Raw genomic sequence first — 23,993 nt, 5'->3', positions numbered from 1 at the left:
CAAAACAATGGCTCTTTATGAACATGTGTTCCTTGCCCGACAGGACATTGCACCGCAGCAAATTGATGAACTTTTGAATTTTTACAAAGGTGTTATTGAAGCGCATGGTGGAAAAGTTGGGCGTGTAGAAAATTGGGGGCTTCGCTCTCTTGCATATCGTATTCGCAAAAACCGCAAAGCTTATTATGTACTAATGAATGTTGACGCACCTGCCGCAGCAATGGCGGAAGTTGAACGCCAAATGCGTATCAATGAAGATATCTTGCGTTATATGACTATCCGTGTAGAAAAACATGAAAAAGGGAAATCGGCTATGCTTTCGCGCATTGATCGCCATGCTGGACAAGATGAAGAACGTGCCCGCCATTCGCGTTATCAACGTGACGATATAATAGAAGGAGTAGAATGATGACCGATGTTAATCAAACTGCAGCAGTACGTCGCCCCTTTCACCGTCGTCGCAAAATATGTCCTTTCTCAGGTGCAAATGCTCCAAAAATTGATTATAAAGACGTCAAGTTATTACAGCGTTATATTTCAGAACGTGGCAAGATTGTTCCTTCACGAATTACAGCTATCAGTCAGAAAAAACAGCGTGAATTAGCTAATGCTATCAAACGTGCGCGCTTTCTTGGCTTGCTTCCATATATTATAAAGTAAAATCAACCGTATTATGCAGCTGGAATATTTCTTTCAGCTGCATTTCTTTTTTGGTTTAGCACTCATTGATAAGTTGCATATATATTCCAAAATGTATAGAATAAATACCTGAAGTTGGGGTAGTATAAAGCCTCTAACTGCAAAAGCAGGACAGCCGTAAATGGAAAATTTTCACACTTACAGGGTAATGATTGGTATTTTAGCTGGGCTATTTGCTGTCGTTATCGGAATGGCTATTATTAGCGTTGCAAATATTGCACCTTACTTTTCTTTTTTTCTTGGTTGCTTTCTTTCTCTTCCAATTTTTATTGTTGCATTTGGTTGGGGAACGTTAGCCAGTTTTATTGCATTAATAAGTGCTACCGTTGTTCTTATCATAGCCACTAATGTTTATATTGGTTTTGGCTCTATGCTCTTATTTTTTCTTCCTGCAGTTTATGCTTCTTGGCTCCTTGGACTTGCGCAACCAGCACAAAAAGAAAACTTACTGATATGGTATCCATTATCATCTGTAATTTTTCATTTAACAAACTTTATTGCTCTTATATCAAGTTTTATCGGATTTTATATTCAAGCTCATCCGTCAACGCCCATCATTGCAAACAAAATCATCGCGTACATAATGCAAGCTATGCAACAAGCACAATCTGTAAAGGAAGCTGATATACTTGCATTTAGCAAACTATTTATAACGCATACGGCAACTTTTATAGCTATTGCTCTGACTATTTATAGTTTGATTTTTCTTATTGGTAATCTTTATTTTTCAATGATAACAGCACAGCATATGAAGTGGTTAAAAAGACCTCGTGATGACTGGAAACACACTTTTCGCCTGCCAATATCCGGACTTATTATTTTTATTGTTGTTTGCGTAGCATCAATGATTGAGTTGGGGGCTACTCTTAATTTGGGTACACGTGTCTTTACCACCGCATATACCGTTGTCATATCCATTAGTGGCTTAGCATATCTTCATGATATCACCAAGGGAATAAATGGTCGGGTTATTATACTGTCTCTCGTATATATAGCCATTTTTACCGTTGTGTTTGCTCCACCTATTTCATTCATGATGCTTTTGATGGGGATTTGGGCAATTATTCAATACAATTTTCAATCATCTGACAAACTTCACTAAATTTATTTATTCGAAAGGAAAAGTTATGGATATTATTTTACTTGAGCGTATTCCTCGTCTTGGCCAAATGGGTGATATTGTCTCTGTTAAAGATGGTTACGCACGCAATTTTCTTTTACCTAAAGGCAAAGCCCTACGTGCTAATGAAGCTAATAAAAAACATTTTGAAGTACAGCGTGCACAGCTTGAAGCACGTAATCTTGAACTTAAAAATGAAGCGCAAAAAATTGCTGAAAAACTCGATGGGAAATCATTTATTGTCGTCCGTTCAGCTGGTGAAACAGGGCAGCTTTACGGATCCGTATCAACACGAGACATTGCTGAAATTATAACAGCTGAAGGTTTTTCTATTGCACGCAATCAAATTGAGCTTAATCATCCAATCAAAACGATCGGACTCCATATCGTTACTATTAGCTTACACCCTGAAATTCAAATTTCTGTTACTGTTAATATTGCACGTTCAGCTAGTGAAGCACAGCGTCAAGAAGAAGGTGAAACTCTTACTTCTGCTGAAGCAATACATAATGTTCAAGAAGATTCATTAACAGAAAAGCAAACAGAATCGTTTTTTGAAGAAACAAATGATAACAACACAAGCAGTATAAGCGAAAAAGCTTAGTTGTTGTTTTTTTTACTATTTAGTCTATTTTCAATACTCAGTTATAAAAACTGAGTATTTTTTTATCGCTATAATAAACTAATATTAAAAAAATAATTATCTATTCAATAATAGATAATCAAAATTATTTAAATACATTACTTAATCAAAATAAAAATGAAACTTATATCTTTTGCAAAAGCAAATTTTATATGGGTAATAAATTTTTATACCATACATCCTACGATACAGTCTATATTATAAAAAAGTCATTTTATAAACACTGAAATTTTTAGCTTACATTATGCTAAAATATAACCTCAGCATTTTTTCAAAGAACTGAAAACATAACTTTGAAAATTAATCTGATACTTTTGTTAAAGTTTTGAACTTATAACAGATAAGAATAAAGGAATATGTTACATTAAGCGACCGGAGATGAAATCTTTAAAAAAATTTAAATTATAATTTTCATTTAAAATAAAGATTTTGATCCCTGTTTTTTAATATACTTCAGTGGAAAAAGCGTCATGGAAAAAACAGATATTATAAATTTAAGCACTTCACAAAAAGAAGATGTCCATTCTTTTCGGCAACTTCCACATAATATTGAAGCTGAACAAGCATTGCTTGGTGCCATTCTTATTAACAATGACGCACTCGATCTCGTTTCAGATTTTCTGAAGCCAGAACATTTTTTTGAACCTTTACACCAAGGGATTTACGAAATTTTATTGAAAGTTATTGAAAAAGGAAAACTTGCAAATCCTGTCACCATAAAGCCTTTCATTCCCGCTGAAGAAAAAATTGGAGATATCACTGTATTTAATTATGTCATCCGTTTAGCCAAAGAAGCCGTAACAATCATTAACGCTGAAGATTATGGACGGGTTATCTATGATCTTTTTATTCGGCGATCTTTAATTAATCTTGGTACTGAAGTAGTCAATACAGCTTTTGATGCTCCTGTAGAACTTACAACCACTCAACAAATTGAAACGATTGAACGTCACCTATTTGCATTGGCAGAAAAAGGAAAATACGGTGGTGGATTTGAGAACTTCAATGAAGCTATTAAAAAAGCTGTTGACATGGCAAGTGCTGCGAAAAAACGTTCTTCACGCTTATCAGGAATAGCCACCCATATTAAAACACTTGATGAACAAATGGGAGGATTACAACCATCAGATTTGATTATATTAGCTGGGCGCCCTGGTATGGGAAAAACTGCACTTGCCACCAATATAGCCTTTAATATTGCTAATGCGTATACTCATAACACACAGACGAAAGATTCTTCACAACAACATGAAGGTGGCATAGTCGGTTTTTTTTCACTTGAAATGTCATCAGAACAACTTGCAACACGTATTATTTCTGAGCAAATAGAGCTCTCTTCTGCTGATATCCGACGTGGTAATATTTCAGAAGAACAGTTTTCAAAAATAATTCGTGCAATGCACCGCTTACAAAAAGCACCACTTTATATTGATCAAACAGGAGGAATATCAATTGCTCAATTAGCAGCGCGCGCACGACGTCTAAAACGGCAACATGGTTTGGATGTATTAATTATTGACTATATACAATTAATGACTAGCAACTCAAAACGCTCATCTGAAAATCGTGTTCAAGAAATTACTGAAATTACGACAGGTCTTAAAGCACTCGCCAAAGAATTAAATATTCCTATTATTGCTCTTTCACAACTTTCACGCCAAGTTGAAAACCGAACAGATAAGCGCCCACAACTTTCAGATTTACGAGAATCTGGTTCTATTGAGCAAGATGCAGATGTTGTTCTTTTCGTGTATCGTGAAGCATATTACTTCAAAAATGAAGAACCCAAAACAGGTTTTACGGAACATGAAAAAACAAAACATGAAGCATGGCAAGATAAAATGGATGAACTTTTAGGACAAGCTGAAGTTATTATTGCAAAGCAACGCCATGGACCAACCGGATTGATTAAGCTTGCCTTTCAGCCTGATTTTACACGCTTTAGTGATTTGGCAGATACTAAATATCTTCCAGAACAAATTGGTTAAATCACTATGGCACGCATCCGTCTTCAATTTATTTGCCAAAATTGTGGAACTATCCATTCAAAATGGGCTGGGAAATGTAATTCTTGTGGACAATGGAATTCCTTGACCGAAGAAAATACACACAGTGGTATAGGGAGTAGCCCAGTGCAAAGTGTGCGTAAGGGACGCATCATTAATCTTACAACTCTTTCGGGAAATATTGAAGATGTCCCACGCATTCAATCTAATATTGCTGAACTCGATCGTGTTGCTGGAGGAGGTTTTGTTCGTGGATCTGCATTACTTGTTGGTGGTGATCCAGGTATTGGAAAATCAACATTGCTAACACAAGCGGCCGCCGCTTTATCACGAAAAGGATATCATGTAATTTATGTTTCAGGTGAAGAAGCTATTGCACAAATCTGCTTACGTGCACAAAGACTTGGTGCTGCAAACACAGAAGTTAAACTCGCAGCTGAAACAAATGTTGAAGACATTCTTGCAACCTTAAACGAGCATAAAAAGCTCGATATGGTTATTATTGATTCAATTCAAACCCTCTGGTCAGATGTAGCTGATTCTGCACCAGGCACCGTTACACAAGTGCGTATCAGTGCTCAAGCACTAATCCGCTTTGCAAAAAAAACAGGCACAACTGTTGTTCTTGTTGGACATGTTACAAAAGATGGACAAATTGCAGGTCCACGAGTTGTTGAACATATGGTTGATGGTGTTTTTTATTTTGAAGGTGAAGGTGCCCACCATTATCGAATCCTGAGAGCTGTAAAAAATCGCTTCGGACCAACTGATGAAATTGGCGTTTTTGAAATGTCTGATAAAGGACTTCGAGAAGTTACTAATCCATCCGAACTCTTTTTAGGTGAACGAAATGAAAAAGCATCAGGATCTGCTGTTTTTGCAGGAATGGAAGGAACACGTCCTATATTGGTAGAGATTCAAGCACTTGTTTCTCCCTCATCGCTTGGAACACCACGACGCGCTGTTGTTGGGTGGGATGGCAATCGTCTTTCAATGATTTTAGCCGTCTTAGAAGCACATTGCGGCATTCGCTTTGGACAACATGATGTCTATCTTAATGTTGCAGGAGGGTATCGCATATCAGAACCCGCAGCCGATGTAGCAGTTGCAGCAGCTTTAGTTTCTTCTCTTGCAAATATTCCTCTTCCCACTGATTATGTATATTTTGGTGAAATAGGTCTTTCAGGAGCCATTCGCGCTGTTGCGCATTCAGGACAGCGCATTTATGAAGCCCAAAAACTTGGTTTTCATGGATCTATCCAACCTACTGCAACAACAAAAACAACAAAATCAAAAATCTTTCAACAAACAACCTTTTCTAACCTTGCAGAATTAGTGACCGCTATTATCACAGAAAAAAAACAATCTGTACCACAAATATAAAAAACTTTACAAAGTATAAAAGATCCTTTCTATAAGAATAAAAAATAACATAACCGAGAGTATAGAATATACTTAAATATGTTGTGTAAACAGAATATAACTTTATGTATGAGGAATAAGCAAATGGTTATAACGGTCTTTGATGGAATTGTCGTAGCAATCATCCTGTTATCTGCTTTTCTCGCTATGCTCAGAGGATTTTCACGTGAAGTATTTTCGTTAATATCCTGGGCAATTGCAGCTATTGCTACACTGTTTTTCTTTAAACCCGTATTACCTTTCTTTGAAAAATATCTCTCTAATAAAATGATTGCACTCATCGTCACATTAGTTACGCTTTTCATTATTATTCTCGTTATTACTTCTCTCATTACAATGAAAATTTCTGATTTTATTATTGATAGTCGAATTGGCATAATTGATCGCGCTATTGGTTTTATTTTTGGAGCACTTCGTGGCTTACTGATTATGGTTATTAGTATGTTGCTTCTTAACGCACTTATCAAACCTGAACAGCAAGCAGATTGGCTGAGAAATGCAAAAACAAAACCTATATTAGAAACATTGGGCACGAGGATTTTAGATATTTTGCCTCAAAACTTTGATTATGTTTTTGAAAAAACAGAGCAATTTTTTAAAAAAAATGATGCAAATAAAAATACTAAGCACTCTCAAAAAAATATGGACCAACAAAACCAAAAATAATTTGTTATTCGGAAAGAAAATTCAAATAATATAAGATATATGGTATTAACTATTTTTTACATCATGACAGAAAGAATATAATGATAAAAATCAATATTCCCTTTCAGGAATTTTCATTAGATGACGACACCCTTCACGAAGAATGTGGAATTTTTGGTATTCTTGGGCATGAAGACGCAGCAACATTAACAGCTCTTGGACTCCATGCACTGCAGCACCGTGGACAAGAAGCAGCTGGAATTGTTTCTTACCATAACAAAATGTTTCACCAAGAAAAGCATCTAGGTCTCGTTGGTGATCACTATACAAACCCCGCCACACTTGCTCGTTTACCAGGAGATCGTGCTATCGGGCATACCCGTTATGCAACAACTGGAGAAGTAGCATTGCGCAATGTGCAGCCTCTTTTTGCTGAATTAAAAGCTGGGGGTATCGCTATTGCCCACAATGGCAATCTTACCAATGGTCTTACATTACGTCGCGCACTCATCGCTTCTGGTGCTATCTGCCAATCAACATCAGATTCTGAAGTTTTTCTTCATCTTATTGCCCGTTCCCGTTATGAGTCCTCATCTGATCGTTTTGTTGATGCCATCAGGCAAGTGGAAGGTGGATATGCCATGCTAGCACTGACACGCACAAAGCTTATTGCTGCACGTGACCCGACAGGGATTCGTCCTCTCGTCATGGGCGAACTTGATGGTAAACCAATTTTTTGTTCTGAAACCTGTGCTCTTGACATCATTGGAGCTAAATATATTCGTGATGTTAAAAATGGGGAAATTATTATATGTGAAATACAAAAAAATGGAGAAATTACCACAAAAACTATACAGCCAAAAGTAGAAAAAACAGAAAAGCTTTGCATTTTTGAATATGTCTATTTTGCACGTCCTGATTCAATTGTTGGAGGGCGAAGTGTTTACACAGTACGTAAAAATATGGGTATCCATTTGGCACAAGAAGCACCCTGTGATGGCGATGTTGTAGTTCCCGTTCCTGATGGTGGAACACCAGCAGCAATTGGTTACGCACAAGAAATTGGAATTCCCTTTGAACTTGGTATTATTCGTAATCACTATGTTGGCCGTACCTTTATCGAGCCAACACAACAAATTCGGGCCTTTGGAGTCAAATTAAAGCATTCTGCAAATCGCCCAGTCATTGAAGGAAAACGTGTTATTTTGGTCGATGATTCTATTGTGCGTGGCACAACATCCGTTAAAATTGTACAAATGCTCCGAGATGCAGGAGCTAAAGAAGTCCATATGCGCATTTCCAGCCCTATGATTTTTTATCCTGACTTTTATGGTATTGATACACCGGAAATTGACAAACTTTTAGCTAATCAATATCCAGATCTAAAATCCATGTGCGATTTCATCGGAGCTGATTCATTAAAGTTTCTTTCAATAGATGGCTTATATTCTGCTGTAGCAGCTCAAAAACGCAATAATAATGACCCACAATTCACTGATCATTATTTTACTGGAGATTACCCTACTCATTTAGTCGATCAAGAAAGTATTAATATAACTCCTCAATCATCTGTTCTTAAAACACGAGATTAGTGATGACAAAATTTGACTTTAGCCTTCATGGACGTGTTGCACTTGTTACAGGCGCTTCAAGAGGGATTGGTTATCATTTAGCTTTAGAACTTGCAGCACGTGGTGCTCATATTATCGCCGTTGCACGCACAATAAGCGGCTTAACAGAACTCGAAAGCCAAATACGAAAAAAAGGAACTTCTGTAACACTTGTGCCCCTTGACTTACATTCCATGGAAAACATTAATTCTCTCAGTATTTCTATTGGTAATCAATGGAAAAAACTTGATATCATGGTTGCTAATGCAGGAATCCTTGGGACACTTTCACCAATTGCTCATATCGAAAACGCAGTATTCGAAGATGTTTTTCAAATAAATTTTATGAGTCAGTGGCATTTAATAAAAGCTATGGATCCCTTATTGCATAAATCCGATGCTGGACGAGTTATTCTACTATCTTCAAGCGTTGCTCATCGTCCACGCGCTTTTTGGGGACCTTATGCAGCCTCTAAAGCCGCTTTAGAAATTATTGCTCGTTCCTGGGCAGAAGAAGTAAAACAAACTCAGATCAAGATTAATTGCGTAAATCCAGGTGCTACACGCACTACCATGCGCGCGCAAGCAATGCCTCATGAAGATCCTCAGACCCTTCCTTCACCGCAAGAGGTTGCTGCAAAAATAGTCCATCTCTCATCGCCTAATTTAAAAGAAACAGGAAAACTTTTTGATGTGCGTGAAAATCGCTTTATGAATTATCATGCTCCTGACTAACCATAAAGAGCACGATTTTGAATTAAAGGTTTTGATCACCCTACTCTACTTTACTTTATAACTAAAAATATAAAATTCTTATGTTTTTGAGATAGACTTAATATTAATATTGGTGTTTTTTTCTTCCAAAGCAGCCTGTTTATTATAAGCTAAAAAACTACAAGGTAGGAATATCATATAGCTAACAGCTGTAACCAATAAAGTATGCCATGTATAAGTTGCGAGAAAACCTACATAAATAACAATAATGAGCATGCATGGTATAACAATATCACGCCTCAAATTTTGATCAATTGACTTTGCATTCCATACTGGTAAACGACTGACAAAAAGAAAAGCAATCACCACAGTATAAAGACTAAAAAACAATGCCCAACTCCGACTTGGAGTTAAACCAAGAGCTCCCAAATAAACAGGCAACAAAAGCAATAATGCTCCCGCTGGTGCAGGAACCCCAACAAAGTAATTATTTTGCCATTTTGGTATATCATCATGCTCCAACATGACATTAAAACGCGCTAACCTTAAACAGCAAGCTACACAATAAACAAGTGCCGCAATCCAACCAACTTGGTGAACATGAGCTAAAATAAAGGAATAAACAATTAATGCAGGCGCAACACCGAAATTAATAACGTCAGCAAGAGAATCCATTTGCGCTCCAAAAGATGAACTACCATTCATTAAACGAGCAATGCGTCCATCAGCCCCATCTAAGATTGCCGCTAAAAAGACTAATAAAATAGCAGCTTCATAACGATGTTCAAAAGCTAAGCGGATACTACTTACTCCTGCGCAAATTGCTAAAACAGTAATAATATTAGGGATAACATACCGTATTGGCGTAGGCGAACGCCGCCGATTTACAGTATCGTCATGTTGTCCTTCAGGATTAAATGAAGAAAATAGCGCAAAGAATTTCATTACGTAACCTAATCAAATCTGAAATCAATCATCGTTCCCCTATCATCAAAAGAGCCTAAAACTGTTTCCCCCGCAATAGCGGTTTGACCAACCGCAACATGCAGCTTAACTTCAATTGGCATATAAACATCGAGCCGAGAACCAAAGCGAATGAGCCCAAAACGTTGCCCCATAATAACTGAGTCATTTTCCTTCGACCAACAGACAATTCGTCGAGCAATCATTCCCGCTATCTGCACTACACCAATTTTACCGTGTTTGCTATCAATGACCATCCCATTACGCTCATTATATTGGCTTGCCTTATCAAGTTCAACATTAGCAAATTGTCCTGGACGATAAACAATAGACTCTATTGTACCACTTACCGGAATACGATTAATATGGCATGAAAAAATATCCATAAATATAGAAACACGGGTCATTTCTTCATTCCCAAGCCCCAACTCTTCAGGTGGAACACATGGCTCAGCAAATGAGATAAGCCCATCAGCAGGAGATATAATCCAGTTTGGATCCAGAGGAATCACACGATGTGGATCACGAAAAAAATACGTACACCATACGGTTAAAACAAGGCCACACCAAAATAAAGGACCCCATATCCAACCAAGAATAAGCGAAAGAATAAAAATCGCTAGAATAAAGGGATAACCCTCTTTATGAATTGGCACAAAGCCATTATGGATAGACCGTAAAATACTCATATAATTTCCTATTTATAAATATAGTCAAAAAAATGATAATTTCCTTATTTTTTTATTTGTGTACTAAACTAATCACTCCATATATTAAAGATAAAGTACTATAGTAAGTTTATTTTCTATTATTAAAAACACCCAAATCATCTTCTTCACGCATTTTACGTAACTTTTCTTCAGCTTGCGATACTTCAAGCTGCTTATTCCACATTGAAGCGTATAAACCCTTTTTACTTAAGAGCTCGAGATGAGTCCCGCTTTCAATAATACGTCCATTTTTGAGAACCAAAATTTTATCAGCATTGACAACAGTAGAAAGACGATGAGCAATAATTAACGTCGTACGTCCACGGCTTACAATATCCAATGCTTGTTGAATTTCTTGTTCTGTTGCTGTATCAAGAGCTGCAGTTGCTTCATCTAAGATAAGCAGAGGAGGAGCTTTTAACAACGTTCGCGCAATAGCTACACGTTGTTTTTCGCCTCCTGATAATTTTAGTCCACGTTCACCGACCATAGCCTCAAAACCTTTGGGAAGGTTCTCAATAAATCGAGATATCTTTGCCATTTCAGCAGCGTTACGCATTTCTTCATCCGTAGCATTTGGACGCCCATAACGAATATTATATGCGATCGTACCATTAAATAAAACGGTATCTTGCGGCACCATACCAATAGTCGCACGTAAGCTGTCCTGAGTTACATCACGAATATCCTGCCCATCAATTGTAATCGACCCTTCATCAACATCGTAAAATCTAAAAAGCAATCGAGAAATGGTCGATTTACCAGCGCCTGATGGACCAACAATTGCAACTGTCTTTCCTCCAGGAACTTCAAAATCAATATCTTTAAAAATTTGGCGGTCCTGATCATAAGAAAATTTGACTTTATTAAACCGAATGGTCCCTACATCAACAACTAACGGTTTTGCATCTGGTTTATCAACAACCTCTTGCTCAACATCTAAAAGATCAAACATAGCTTCAATATCAGTTAATCCTTGTCGAATTTCACGATAAATTGAGCCAATAAAATTTAATGGAATAGAAAGCTGCATTAAAAATGCATTAATAAAAACGAAATCTCCCAAAGTTTGCGTCTCATGAAAAACTTCATAAGCTGACATTAACATCAAGATTGTCATTCCAATACCAAAGATAAGAGCTTGCCCAAAATTAAGCCAACTTAACGATGTCCAAATCTTTGTTGCAGCTTTTTCATAATCTGCCATTGAGGAATCAAATCGATGTGCTTCTAGAGTTTCATTGCAAAAATATTTGACTGTTTCAAAATTCAAAAGAGAATCAACAGCACGCGTATTCGCCTCAGTATCTGCGGTATTCATTTTTTTCCGAATACCAATACGCCAATCGCTCGCTTTAATTGTAAACCAAGTATAGAAACCAACAGTTAGAACAATGATGACAAAATAATGCCATCCATAATTTATGTAAAATACAAGTGCTGTCAGTATAAATTCCAAAACTGTTGGTACTGTATTAAGAATTGAAAATCTAACGATCGCTTCAATTCCCTTGACACCACGCTCAATCACACGAGAAAGTCCGCCAGTTCTTCTGTCTAAGTGGAATCGCAAAGATAGTCCATGAATATGCACAAAAGTTTTATAAGCTAAGTTCCGAACAGCATATTGCCCAACGGTTGCAAAAAAAGAATCGCGTAATTGGTTTAACCCAGCTTGAATAATACGTGCAGCATTATACGCCAAAACCAGCATAATGGGCACGATCCAACCAGACGGCAACCATGTAGGCAGCTCAAAGCTTACATCAAGTGCATCCGTAGCATATTTAAAGAAATATGGCACGGATATGAGAATAAGCTTTGCTAAAACAAGATAAAAAATTGCCCATACAACACGCATTTTCAGATCATGTCGATCTTTAGGCCACATATAAGGCCATAAATTATAAAGTGTGCGCAAAGTCTGACCTGTATCTGACGATACAGTTTTGATCGTTTTATTCTGTTTCATAAAACCCTTACTTCTCTATCATACATCCCAAAAGGATTATAATATCCCCCTGTAGTCATTCACAGGTCATACCATCTTTTTTATTTACACTTATCTTATGGGTATTTACGGTGAACGTTAAACACTTTTCGAAAAAGGAACAAGCAGTAATTCATTTTCAAATTTATTATTTTGTTTGTATTTTTACACTGTTTGGCGGCAAATAAGTTCTCAATGATTATTATGACATGCTTTTTTCAATTTTGTTTGAAGAAGATTTCTCTAATTTACTAACATATCTAAACTATCGCCGAAAAGTTCTGTATCTTTTACTAAGATGATATCCTTATTCTCTTCATTTATAATAAAACACCCCCTATCCGTTTTTCAAAAAATGCAACTTCATTTAAATTGCAATCTTTATAATGAAAAACTAGGTTAAATTATTCACATCCGTTTTCCACGCTCTTAATTTATACATTTCTACACCACCTCAAATAAATACAACACTGCATATACAATTGGATGATAGAAAATAATATATTATATCAAAAGTTAAAGAGACATATCCAAAGCTTACTCAAAAAAATAAAATAAGAAACAATCAAATACAGCCAATATCTTAAATTATAATAACTTTTACAATAATATTACCTACTAACTTAACGGTTATCATTCTGTTTCAAGCCTCTATTATCTATAATTTAAATAAAAAGCAAAAAAGACAAAAAATTTTACAACGAACTCAAATGTGATACATCTGCAATAATATAAGAGTTTTATCAGACCGCCTTCCTTATCATACACATCGCTCCACTATGAAAATTAAAATCACTTTACTTTCCATAGAGTTATGCGCTCACCAGTTTGTGGATCTTTTCCATCCTCTAATAAAATCCCTTCAGCGGCAAGCTCATCACGAATTGCATCCGCAGCTGTCCATTCTTTATTATGGATAAGCTTCATCCTTTCGGCAATGCGTTGATCAATAAATTTTGGATCAAGAGAAATTTTTTTCATAAATAATGGACATTCTAATCCTATAACCCACTCTTCACGCAATAATCCCAACAAATTCATTCCATTTGCAAGAGCGACAGCATTGCTTGTTTTATAAAATTTTCGCAAAAGAGTTAGCGCACTTGGGGTATTCAGATCATCGCTTAATGCATTTATGAAAGTATCATCAAGAATTTCATTATTTTCCAAGCATTCCCTTTTGCAACGAAGCAATTCATACCAACGATACAATTCGTCACTAGATTGCATTAAACGCTGAGTAGTCCAATTTAACGGTTCGCGATAATGCGTTTGTAACATAGAAAAACGCGCAGATAAACCTGCCCAACTTTGTTTCGCTTCATCTGGTAAATCCTCATTAAACTCCAAAAAATTATTCTTCAAAACAGAACGAATGGTAATGAAATTACCCAGGCTTTTAGACATCTTCTTACCATCAACCTGCAAAAAACCATTATGCAACCAAAAATTAGCCATCCGCTCAATACCAAAAGCTGAACAACTCTGTGCAATCTCATTTTCATGATGAGGAAAAATTAAATCAATACCACCGCCATGGATATCAAAAATATTTGCTGTTGGATCTTCACAAGTCAACCCCCCACCATAAGGAGATAAGAGCTTTGCCATCGACATTGCAGAACATTCAATATGCCAACCCGGACGACCCAAAACAGGAATCCCCGCTGGTGATTTCCAACCCGGTTCACCTTCTTCAGAAGGCTTCCATAAAACGAAGTCCATCTCCTCCCTTTTGTAAGAGGCAACATCAATACGCGCACCCGCTCTCATTTCGTCCAATGAACGTTTTGCAAATGTACCATAATAGGGATGCTTTTTTATGCTGCTCACAGAAAATAATATATGATTTTCTGCTTTATAAGCATGCCCTTTTTCAAGCAACTTTTCAATAAGAGAGCGCATTTCTTCCAAATAGTCAGTTGCACGCGGTTGACTCGTTGGTAATAAACAACCAAGTGCTGCTGTGTCCTGTTGAAATTGAAAATATGTGCGCTCAGTCAGTTGACGAATAGCATCGTTCAGCGTCAAATCTGGATACTCACAAGCTGCTCGTGCATTAATCTTATCATCTACATCTGTAATATTACGAACATAGATAACATGATCATTTCCATAGATATAACGTAATAAGCGAAATAAAATATCAAAAACAATTACGGGACGTGCATTCCCTATGTGAGCATAATCATAAATCGTTGGACCACAAACATAAAGACGTACCTTAGTAGCATCTATAGGTATGAAACTTTCTTTTTTGCGTGTAAGTGTATTATAAAATCGCAACTCTTTCATAAATATACTCCGTTAGCGATATTACTCGCCACATTATTAGCCAAATCTTTTCCAAGATTAATCAATCATTACATGACAGATTTAGAATTTAGGTAAAATTTTTATAACCACTTCATTTTACCTACGATGTATCTATCTATTACAATCATAAAAACAATCTCGTTTTATTTGATCAATTCGATTGATGAACATTCGCTTTCTTTTTCTTGAGAACAAAATTATCGAAGAAAAAATTACAATAAATAAATACACCATGAATTTATATAAAAAAGAGATTCATGCAAAAAGTTTTCAGTTTTAAACCGCGCAAAGCTCCATCAAAATTTTAAATATCCTTCTTATTTCTTTATCACTTCTTATGCCCTAAATTTCATCATATATCTGCTGTTAGTAAGGATGTACAAATCATTTTTAATATATATTCAGTGAAAAAGTTACTTTATCCGCAATTCTACAATTCTAATAGCGTAAAAATTTATTAAAAAGGGGATCAAATAATGCGTAAAGCATTGATTAAAATTATTACTTTAACGTCTTTTTTTACTCCAATACCAATTTTTGCGCAACAATATCCGCCATATGATACAAAATTACTACGGCTGTCAGAAATTTTAGGATCCTTGCACTATCTGCAAAATCTTTGTAGTACTCCAACAAATCAATGGTACAACCACATGCACGCATTAATGGAAGCAGAAAGACCAACCGCAAAAAGACGTGCCTATTTTTACGCAGCATTTAATGAAGCTTATCGTGCTTTTTCAGAAAGTTACCACCATTGTACACAATCGGCAATAGAAGCAAGCCAAAGATATATTCAAGAAGGAAGAATATTATCCGAAAATCTTCTTACGCATCCTAACAATTAACTTTATCGCATTACCATATTTTCAACTTATTCTAAGTTGATGACAATCATTTTAAAAATGAGTAAACCAATCACAAAATTTTATCTCAATATGATCATTTCTATTGCTAAAATATAAATCTTCAAAATAATTTCATTTACTTATAATAACTATACATAACTATATAGCTAAATCATCCTAACTGCCTTTTGCATCCAGGAAATAATTCTATAAAATTCACCGACTTTCATTTTATCATGCTAAAGATTCTATAAATTGAATAGGCTCACCTTGTGAAGGTGTAACAATTTCACCTTCCCACATAACCTGCATACCACGAATGATGGTCCCTACAGGCCACCCCTTAACCTTTTTTCCATCATAAGGCGTCCAACCAGCGCGCGAACCAATCAACGCATTTGTAATTATCTCTTCTCTCTTAAGATCAACAATAGTCAAATCAGCATCATATCCAACAGCAATGCGTCCTTTACGGCTTATTCCAAAAATGCGACTAGGACCATGTGAAGTGAGATCAACAAAACGTTCAAGAGACATCTTTCCTGTATTAACATGTGTTAACATAATTGCGACTGTTGTTTGTACACCTGTCATCCCTGAAGGAGAAGAAGGATAAGGCTTATGCTTTTCCTCAAGCGTATGAGGAGCATGGTCAGAACCCAAAACATCTACGATACCCTGCTGCACACCATACCAAAGAGCTTTACAATGATGACTTGTGCGAATAGGTGGGTTCATCTGGATTAATGTGCCCAATTTTTGATAATCATCAGCAGTTAAAGTCAAATGATGTTGAGTAACTTCGATTGTCGCTATATCTTTATGGTTTTTTAGAAAATCAATTTCTTCTGCTGTAGAAAGATGTAACACATGAATGCGCGCCCTTGTTTCATGTGCAATTTTAACCAAACGTTGTGTAGATTTTAATGCTGCAACTTCATCGCGCCAAATCGGATGCGATGACGCATCACCCTCTACACGCAACATTTTTCGCTCATTAAGCCTTGCTTCATCTTCAGAATGAAAAGCTGCACGACGGTGTATATTCTGCAAAATAAGACGCACACTTTCATCATCATCTACTAAAAGGTCTCCCGTAGAAGATCCCATAAATATTTTTATTCCAGCAGCGCCAGGCAGTCTTTCCAATTCAGCTAATTCATATATATTTTCACGCGTTCCTCCAATCCAAAATGCAAAATCACAATGCATTCGGTGAAATCCGCGCTTAACTTTATCAGCTAATGCTTCTTCCGACGTCGTCAATGGATTAGTATTAGGCATTTCAAATACCGCTGTTACCCCCCCTAAAACCGCAGAATATGAGCCACTTTCTAAATCTTCTTTATGCTCATTACCTGGCTCCCGAAAATGCACTTGACTATCGATAATACCAGGCAAAATATGAAGCCCTGTACAGTCAATAACTTTACCAGCAGATGCGCACGCAAGATCACCAATTGCAGCAATACGACCGTTCGTGATACCAACATCACGCTTACCACTTCCATCATGATTCACAAGTGTTGCGCCTTTTAAAATTGTATCAAATGTTTTAAACATAACCAAACTCCTTACATATCGCCTCTTTATCGATTATGTAACTTTGAGTAGAAAGGCAATAACCATGAACGAAAAACAAAATGCTATTTGCTTTAAAAATCGTAAGATTATTAAAGTCATGGGTGAAGAGGCAACAAATTTTCTGCAAGTTCTTATCACAACAGATGTGAATAAAATTAGTTCACAAGAAATTTTTCCTGGAGCTCTTTTATCTCCACAAGGAAAAGTTATTGCGGATTTTTTAATATGTAAAATAGATAACGGTTATTTAATCGATGTCACAGAGTCCTTAGCTGATATACTATATAAACGCCTTCTCCTTTATAAGTTACGCAAAAAAGTAGAAATTATACAACCAATACAAGAAGTTATAACTGTTTTTTGGAATGAAAAAATAGATACCTCAAACCTTACTTTAAGTTTTATAGATAAAAGATTCCCAAAAAAAGAAAAAATATTACGATCATATGGAAAAACACCATTTTTTGTTCCTGAAAATAACAACTATTGGGATCAACTACGTATACGTTATGCAATTGCAGAAAGCGATAAAGACTATGAAATAGGAAAAGTCTTTCCTCATGATATTAATTACGATCAAATTAGTGGACTAGTGTTTAATAAAGGTTGCTATATCGGGCAAGAAGTTATTTCACGAATGCATCACCGCCGTGCAGTACGTCGTCGTATCTTAGTAGTAAAAAGCCAACATATATTAATTCCAAAATCTAGTATTGAAGCTGGAGGTAAAGTATTTGGTCATTTAGGCACATGCGTTGCAAACGAAGCTCTCGCTTTAATGCGTATTGACCATGTTAAAGATGCTATGGATAACAATATCACATTTACTGTAAACAATATTCCTGTAACAATAAACATTTCTGAAAATATGAATTTTACCTTTCCTGAAAACACTACGGAAACTGACTAATGGCCAAAGCTGAATTATTACACAATGGAGAAGCGCGCGCATGGCAGAGAATGCTTTCTGGCAGGCGACTTGACCTCTTAAATCCTTCCCCTTTCGATGTTGAAATCAAGGATATTGCTCATGGACTTGCTCGTGTTGCACGTTGGAATGGTCAAACGCAAGGAAAACATGCATATTCTGTTGCGCAACATTCACTGTTGGTAGAACAAATATTTCAGAAGCTTTTTCCACAATCACATAACAATGAATGCCTCTGTGCCCTACTCCATGACGCACCAGAATATGTAATTGGTGATATGATTTCACCTTTTAAAGCTGTCATAGGAAAACAATACATGCTTATCGAAAAACGTATACAAGATGCCATTCATATGCGCTTTTCTCTACCTATTTCTCCTTCTCAAAAACTCTTAAAAAAAATCAAACAAGCCGACCGCATTGCCGCATTTCATGAAGCCATTGCCCTGGCTGGCTTTAATCTAGAAGAAGCACTTCGCTATTTTGGTCCTCCTAACAATATTGCACCGGATGAACTTAATTTACAGCCATGCCCTACACAAGAAATTGAAAATGCCTTTTTACTTCGCTTTACTGACCTTGATGCTCAAAGATCATCTTAGTTTCTCTTATCGATTGCTCTTGATCAGAAAAAGAAAAAAATATATATAACAATATGTTACCTTATTTTATTCATAACAATTTGAAACTATCAATTTAGAAATAAAACACACGTGCTTGTCCTTTTCCTACATTATGGTTTCTTCTTTCATTATTATAATGAACTGTAAATTAAAGTTTATAAGGGAAAAATATATTTATTACCATTCATAACCTAAAAGATCTTAAAAAAGTTCATCAATCAAATGATACAAAAAGTAATGTCTCCGTTTTGCATTAAGAAAAAATAACTGATTATTGAAGTTTAATAATGAAGGACCTCTTGTTAAAATCCTGTGTTAAACTGAATTTTGTTTAAATTTATAAACTTCTGCATCTGCTGGAAAAGTACGTGACTTAACATCATCTGCATAATTTTTAATCGCAGTTTCAGCTGCTTGTTCAAGAGAACCATAACGACGCACAAATTTAGGCACGTGAGCACCATATCCTAACATATCTTCTACAACCAATATTTGCCCATCACACTGATTAGAAGCACCAATACCAATGGTGGGGATAGAAAGCTTTTCCGTAAGTTTAACCGCTAAAGGCTCTACAACCCCTTCCACAACAACAGCAAAAGCTCCCGCTTCCTGAACTGCTAACCCATCATTTACAATTCTGTGCCAATCACTTTCCTCGCGCCCTTGTGTCTTAAATCCACCAAAATTATTTATCGCTTGTGGAGTAAGACCAATATGCCCCATAACTGGAACACCACGTTTACACAAAAAATCAATCGTTTCTGCCATATAAATACCACCTTCAAGCTTCACTGCACCACATCCTGTTTCCGCAAGAATACGTGACGCATTAGAAAAAGCTTGTTCTGGACTTTCTTCATAAGAACCAAAAGGCATGTCAACAACCACAAGCGCCTTTTGTGATCCACGCATAACTGCCTTCCCATGCAAAATCATCATATCTAAATCAACAGGAAGCGTCGTATCAAACCCATGCACAACCATGCCAACACTATCACCAACCAAAAGGAAATCACAATATGGATCAGCAATCCGTGCAGTATAAGCCTGATAAGCTGCTAAAGAAACAATCGGTTCTTTTCCTTTTCTTGCTCGTATTTCAGAAGCCGTCATACGTTTTATGATTTTATGTATACTCATTTTTAGCCCTTTTATTGCAATATATATTGATCGATAAGTCTAACCTCACCAAAGCGAACAGTTAATAATAAAACTGCAGGTTTATCCAATCTTCCTTTAATCACACTTAAAGTTTTTATATCTCGCAAATCTATTGCTTCAATGACCGCGCGCGATTCTTGTTGTAAAATCTTGCGAACAGTTTTGCATAATTTATCAACTGACCGCTCACCTTGGCGATAAAGCTTTTCAGCTGCTTTACCACTTTCAGAAATAATTTTTGCAGCTTTACGATCTTCTGACGTTAAAAGCTGATTCCGTGAAGAGCTTGCTACACCATCTGCTTCACGCAAAATAGGCACACCAATGATTTCAATAGGAAAAGCTAAATCTTCAACCATACGACGAATAATCAAAAGCTGTTGAAAGTCTTTTTCTCCAAAAAAAGCTTTATCTGGTTGAACAATATTAAAAAGCTTAGCAACAACGCTGGTCACACCACAAAAATGTCCAGGACGTAATTTTCCCATCAAAATGCGTGACATTTTTTCAACTTTGACAATTGTATCATTTCCTGATGGCCACATTTCTTCTACAGAAGGTGCAAAAACATATTCAACACCCTCCTGTTTTAATAAAGCACAATCACCTACAAAATCTTTTGGATATTTGTTAAAATCTTCATTAGGACCAAATTGCTTCGGATTAACAAAAATAGAAACGAATATTCGATCGCACATGTCTCTTGCCCGCTGTACTAATGCAAGATGACCATCATGTAATGCTCCCATAGTAGGAACAAGACCAATCGAAAATCCTAAATGCCGTTCTTTTGCTACACACCGGCGCACTTCGTCAATTGTATTTAAGACTTGCATTTTCTCATTCTATTCATTTTCATTAAACTAATTTAACACTTGCATACCAAACCGCTGTTTAAGCAATCGTATCAAATTCATACGTACCGATGGCTGCCTTATACCCCGCGGTTCCCAAACATGACGCATTAAAAAAAAACCTGTCAAAATAAAACCATTGATTATATCACTAAAATCAGCAGGACGTACAATTTTTTGCACCAGAAATTGTGGCAAAATCAAAAGCTTTTTTCTCCAAGGATGCCCTGCTTCTTCACATACAGCACGACCTGATTTTGGTGATACATAGCAAAGTTTCTCCCTACGACCTGTAGCCGCACAACAAGACAAATCAAGTCCAAAGCCAAGTTCTTCAAGAAGCCGCATCTCAAAACGTACAAGTAACTCCGCATTTACAAATGGTTCATCAAAATTCTGCATAAAAAGATATAAAATATCATATAAAGTAGGATGCGGATCTCGCTCGGGAAGAAGGCGCATATGGAAAGCTAGCAGCTGTAAAGTATAAAGCGCCTCAGGTATGAGTATTAACCGTGCAGCATGTAAATCAAGTGCTTCAATTCGAAAAGATCCCAAATGTTCGTCTAAGCGTGCCCACCATTCAACTTCTACAAAATTCCCAGGTTGTAAAATAGCCATCATTCGGCGTGAACGTCCACCTTTTACTATCCCCATGCAACGTCCATGCTGACGTGTCATAATTTCAAGAATAACACTTGTTTCACCATGCTGACGTGTTCCGAGAATAATAGCTTGTTCTTTCCATTTCATTTCATTTAAAAAAATCCAATCCCATTTCACGGTAACGTTCTGGGTCAGTATCCCAATTATTACGCACTTTTACAAACAAAAAGAGATGAACCTTTTGGTCCATAATTTCCATCAACTCTTTACGTGCTGCCTGACCAATTGCTTTAATTGTATAGCCTTTTTCGCCTAAAATAATTTTTTTTTGACCATCACGCTCTACATAAATAACCTGATTAATTTTAACTGAACCATCTGGGCGCTCTTCCCAACTTTCTGTTTCCACTGTTGAAGAATAAGGAAGTTCATCATGGAGACGAAGAAAAAGCTTTTCACGCGTAATTTCAGCAGCAAGCTGACGCATAGGCATATCTGAAATTTGATCTTCCGGATAATACCACGGACCTCTCTTCATCATTTTACTGAGAGCATAAAGCAAATCCTTACAACCAGAACCATTTAAAGCTGAAATCATAAACGTCTGTAAAAAATCCACTCGCTCATTAATCTTTGCAGCTAATGCTAAAAGAGAGGACTTAGCAACTGTATCAATCTTATTAAGGACAAGAATTTTATCGTGTTTGATGTTTTTTACAATATCTAACATTGTATAAACTTCATCTGAAAGCCCACTTTTAACATCAATCAAAACCAAAAGCACATCAGCACTCTTAGCACTACCCCAAGCAGCAGACACCATAGCACGTTCTAACCGCTTATGAGGTTGAAAAACACCCGGTGTGTCAATCAAGACAATTTGCGTATCCTCATGAATGACAATACCACGAATCAAAGTGCGCGTTGTCTGTACTTTATGCGTTACAATTGAAACTTTTGTTCCAACTAGCTGATTAACCAATGTCGACTTACCAGCATTAGGCATCCCAATGAGCACAACAAAACCAGAACGCGTATTGATAACGTCATTCATGATCATTTTTTCCTGTAGCTTCCCATACACCTTCTCGTCGTAAAATTTTCTCAGCGGCCATTCTTTCAGCATACCGCTTAGAACTCCCTTTCCCAATCTCTGGAGCAAAACCAGAGACGTTGACCTCTACCGTAAAAACAGGGTCATGATCTGGACCATAACGCTTTACGACTCGATAATGTGGTTGAGCACAACCTTTTATATGAGCCCATTCTTGCAACTCTGTCTTAGCATCACGACGACCTGCCTCTATCTGCTTTGCCCGGCTTTGCCAATATTTTTGAATAAAAGGACGAACACTCTCCAATCCTCCATCAAGATATATCACAGCGATCAAGGCTTCAATCACATCAGCATACATATTCGTAAGTCGACGACATCCTAAATTTGTCATATCAAAACCTACACGAATCATACAAGGCAAGCCCATTTCCAAAGCAATATCAGCACACGTATGTGCATTTACCAAGCCGTTTAAACGTACAGATAATTCACCTTCACTTGCTTGTGGAAAAAATTGGTAAAGCATTTCCGCAATCAAAAGCCCAAGAACCCGATCACCTAAAAACTCTAACCGCTCATAGTTCCCTTGTTCTAAATCTTGTACACTAGAATGCGTTAATGCTATTTTTAATCTGTTTTGATCTTTAAAATGATGCCCAGTCAGTTTTTCGAGCTTATTAATTATTAAATGATTCATTGCCGATCTCCTGCTTATGAAACGGTAGATCATGAACAGAGTGAATCAAAGAAAAAATACGTCTCCAACGTACATCAAATGGCCAGCGCCAAATTTGCCAAGCACTTGAACCATTACTGATAGAGAAAAAAATTAAACTTGCCCGACCAATAAGATTTTCTTCTGGAACATATCCTACACCTAAACGACTATCGTCTGAATTATCGCGATTATCACCCATCATAAAATAATGCCCCAAAGGAACTTCAAAAACTTTTGTATCATCAATTTTTGGAAAAAAACCAAGGTCCAGTGTATCATAACTAACACCATTAGACATTGTCTCACGATAAACATCAACAGGATCCGTAGACTCTGTTATATCAGGATCATTAATCTTACCCATAAAGCGACGCGGAACAGCCTCATCATTAATGTAAAGAACACCTTGGCGAACTTGTATACGATCTCCAGGTAATCCAACAACACGTTTTATGTAATCAATATCTGGATTACTTGGTAAACGAAATACCACAACATCTCCACGCTTAGGCTGAGATGCCCAAATACGTCCAGAAAAAATAGGAGGAGAAAAAGGTATAGAAAAACGAGAATACCCGTATGCGTACTTAGAAACAAATAGATAATCTCCTATCAACAAAGTAGGACGCATAGAGCCTGAAGGAATACTAAATGGCTGAAAAAAAAGCGTACGAATAACCGCAGCTAAAAACAAAGCCTGTATCAAAACGAAAATAAATTCAAGAATTCCGTTTTTTTCTTCCTTTTTATACATTTTCTCTTTTTGAATCATTA

Annotated in this window: 23 protein-coding genes; 12 read left to right on the top strand and 11 right to left on the bottom strand. The window is 36.6% G+C overall.

The genetic code is table 11. From position 1 onward, the window contains the following. Positions 1-7: 7 nt before the first annotated feature. The 9 genes from rpsF (at position 8) to V4P55_RS00820 (ending at position 8,879) form a co-directional block, all read left to right on the top strand. Positions 8-409: a 30S ribosomal protein S6 gene (rpsF, locus tag V4P55_RS00860; protein ID WP_455474517.1), complete on the top strand. Its 402-nt coding sequence runs from the start codon at positions 8-10 to the stop codon at positions 407-409. Continuing rightward, on the top strand, positions 409-660 hold the full coding sequence (gene rpsR / locus V4P55_RS00855) for a 30S ribosomal protein S18 (RefSeq protein WP_455475087.1): 252 nt from the start codon (positions 409-411) through the stop codon (positions 658-660). The genes rpsF and rpsR overlap by 1 nt, the downstream gene beginning before the upstream one ends. A gap of 160 nt (positions 661-820) precedes the next feature. Then, positions 821-1,801 (top strand): hypothetical protein, encoded by a 981-nt coding sequence (locus V4P55_RS00850; protein ID WP_455474516.1) that lies wholly within the window; start codon positions 821-823, stop codon positions 1,799-1,801. Positions 1,802-1,826: 25 nt separating this feature from the next. Continuing rightward, positions 1,827-2,423 (top strand): 50S ribosomal protein L9, encoded by a 597-nt coding sequence (gene rplI, locus V4P55_RS00845; protein WP_455474515.1) that lies wholly within the window; start codon positions 1,827-1,829, stop codon positions 2,421-2,423. A gap of 509 nt (positions 2,424-2,932) precedes the next feature. Next, the gene (locus V4P55_RS00840; RefSeq protein WP_455474514.1) at positions 2,933-4,450 is read left to right on the top strand and encodes a replicative DNA helicase; all 1,518 of its coding nucleotides are present in this window, start codon (positions 2,933-2,935) and stop codon (positions 4,448-4,450) included. A gap of 6 nt (positions 4,451-4,456) precedes the next feature. Next, positions 4,457-5,851 (top strand): DNA repair protein RadA, encoded by a 1,395-nt coding sequence (gene radA, locus V4P55_RS00835; protein WP_455474513.1) that lies wholly within the window; start codon positions 4,457-4,459, stop codon positions 5,849-5,851. A 123-nt stretch (positions 5,852-5,974) separates the two neighbouring features. Beyond that, positions 5,975-6,556 carry a CvpA family protein gene (locus tag V4P55_RS00830; protein WP_455474512.1) on the top strand — a complete coding sequence of 194 codons (582 nt, stop codon included), beginning with the start codon at positions 5,975-5,977 and terminating at the stop codon, positions 6,554-6,556. Positions 6,557-6,636: 80 nt separating this feature from the next. Beyond that, positions 6,637-8,127 carry an amidophosphoribosyltransferase gene (purF, locus tag V4P55_RS00825; RefSeq protein ID WP_455474511.1) on the top strand — a complete coding sequence of 497 codons (1,491 nt, stop codon included), beginning with the start codon at positions 6,637-6,639 and terminating at the stop codon, positions 8,125-8,127. 2 nt (positions 8,128-8,129) lie between these two features. Continuing rightward, positions 8,130-8,879, top strand: coding sequence for an SDR family NAD(P)-dependent oxidoreductase (locus V4P55_RS00820; RefSeq protein ID WP_455474510.1), 750 nt, complete (start codon positions 8,130-8,132; stop codon positions 8,877-8,879). 78 nt (positions 8,880-8,957) lie between these two features. Here V4P55_RS00820 and pssA read toward each other — a convergent pair whose 3' ends face one another. From pssA to cysS, 4 genes are all read right to left on the bottom strand, one after another. Next, positions 8,958-9,803: a CDP-diacylglycerol--serine O-phosphatidyltransferase gene (gene pssA, locus V4P55_RS00815; RefSeq protein WP_455474509.1), complete on the bottom strand. Its 846-nt coding sequence runs from the start codon at positions 9,801-9,803 to the stop codon at positions 8,958-8,960. An 8-nt stretch (positions 9,804-9,811) separates the two neighbouring features. Beyond that, a complete protein-coding gene (locus tag V4P55_RS00810; RefSeq protein ID WP_455474508.1) occupies positions 9,812-10,510 on the bottom strand; it encodes a phosphatidylserine decarboxylase in 699 nt (232 codons plus the stop codon). A gap of 109 nt (positions 10,511-10,619) precedes the next feature. Continuing rightward, a complete protein-coding gene (locus V4P55_RS00805) occupies positions 10,620-12,503 on the bottom strand; it encodes an ABCB family ABC transporter ATP-binding protein/permease (RefSeq protein ID WP_455474507.1) in 1,884 nt (627 codons plus the stop codon). Between the two features lie 810 nt (positions 12,504-13,313). After that, on the bottom strand, positions 13,314-14,816 hold the full coding sequence (gene cysS, locus V4P55_RS00800; protein ID WP_455474506.1) for a cysteine--tRNA ligase: 1,503 nt from the start codon (positions 14,814-14,816) through the stop codon (positions 13,314-13,316). 497 nt (positions 14,817-15,313) lie between these two features. Here cysS and V4P55_RS00795 point away from each other — a divergent pair, with 497 nt between their 5' ends. Further along, positions 15,314-15,685, top strand: a complete 372-nt coding sequence (locus V4P55_RS00795) for a TIGR02301 family protein (RefSeq protein WP_455474505.1) — start codon at positions 15,314-15,316, stop codon at positions 15,683-15,685. A gap of 234 nt (positions 15,686-15,919) precedes the next feature. On the opposite strand, the gene V4P55_RS00790 is transcribed toward V4P55_RS00795, so the two are convergent. Beyond that, a complete protein-coding gene (locus tag V4P55_RS00790; RefSeq protein ID WP_455474504.1) occupies positions 15,920-17,248 on the bottom strand; it encodes a dihydroorotase in 1,329 nt (442 codons plus the stop codon). 64 nt (positions 17,249-17,312) lie between these two features. Here V4P55_RS00790 and ygfZ point away from each other — a divergent pair, with 64 nt between their 5' ends. After that, positions 17,313-18,179, top strand: coding sequence for a CAF17-like 4Fe-4S cluster assembly/insertion protein YgfZ (ygfZ, locus tag V4P55_RS00785; protein ID WP_455474503.1), 867 nt, complete (start codon positions 17,313-17,315; stop codon positions 18,177-18,179). Further along, entirely contained in the window at positions 18,179-18,799 is a 621-nt protein-coding gene (locus V4P55_RS00780; RefSeq protein ID WP_455474502.1) for a YfbR-like 5'-deoxynucleotidase, read from the top strand. The genes ygfZ and V4P55_RS00780 overlap by 1 nt, the downstream gene beginning before the upstream one ends. Positions 18,800-19,135: 336 nt before the next feature. Here the strand turns inward: V4P55_RS00780 and panB are convergent, their stop codons facing one another. The 6 genes from panB to lepB are packed head-to-tail and all read right to left on the bottom strand — an operon-like array spanning position 19,136 to position 23,991. Then, a complete protein-coding gene (gene panB, locus V4P55_RS00775) occupies positions 19,136-19,963 on the bottom strand; it encodes a 3-methyl-2-oxobutanoate hydroxymethyltransferase (protein ID WP_455474501.1) in 828 nt (275 codons plus the stop codon). An 11-nt stretch (positions 19,964-19,974) separates the two neighbouring features. Further along, entirely contained in the window at positions 19,975-20,820 is an 846-nt protein-coding gene (gene panC, locus V4P55_RS00770; RefSeq protein ID WP_455474500.1) for a pantoate--beta-alanine ligase, read from the bottom strand. Between the two features lie 27 nt (positions 20,821-20,847). Further along, a complete protein-coding gene (gene recO / locus V4P55_RS00765) occupies positions 20,848-21,591 on the bottom strand; it encodes a DNA repair protein RecO (protein WP_455474499.1) in 744 nt (247 codons plus the stop codon). Between the two features lies 1 nt (position 21,592). Next, positions 21,593-22,498 (bottom strand): GTPase Era, encoded by a 906-nt coding sequence (era, locus tag V4P55_RS00760; protein ID WP_455474498.1) that lies wholly within the window; start codon positions 22,496-22,498, stop codon positions 21,593-21,595. After that, positions 22,491-23,198 (bottom strand): ribonuclease III, encoded by a 708-nt coding sequence (gene rnc, locus V4P55_RS00755; protein WP_455474497.1) that lies wholly within the window; start codon positions 23,196-23,198, stop codon positions 22,491-22,493. The genes era and rnc overlap by 8 nt, the downstream gene beginning before the upstream one ends. Next, positions 23,179-23,991 (bottom strand): signal peptidase I, encoded by an 813-nt coding sequence (gene lepB / locus V4P55_RS00750; RefSeq protein WP_455474496.1) that lies wholly within the window; start codon positions 23,989-23,991, stop codon positions 23,179-23,181. Before lepB ends, rnc begins: the two co-directional genes overlap by 20 nt. Positions 23,992-23,993: the final 2 nt, after the last annotated feature.

Source organism: Bartonella sp. B30(2025) (genome assembly GCF_053793825.1).
This window is presented reverse-complemented; position numbering and strand designations above follow the sequence as displayed.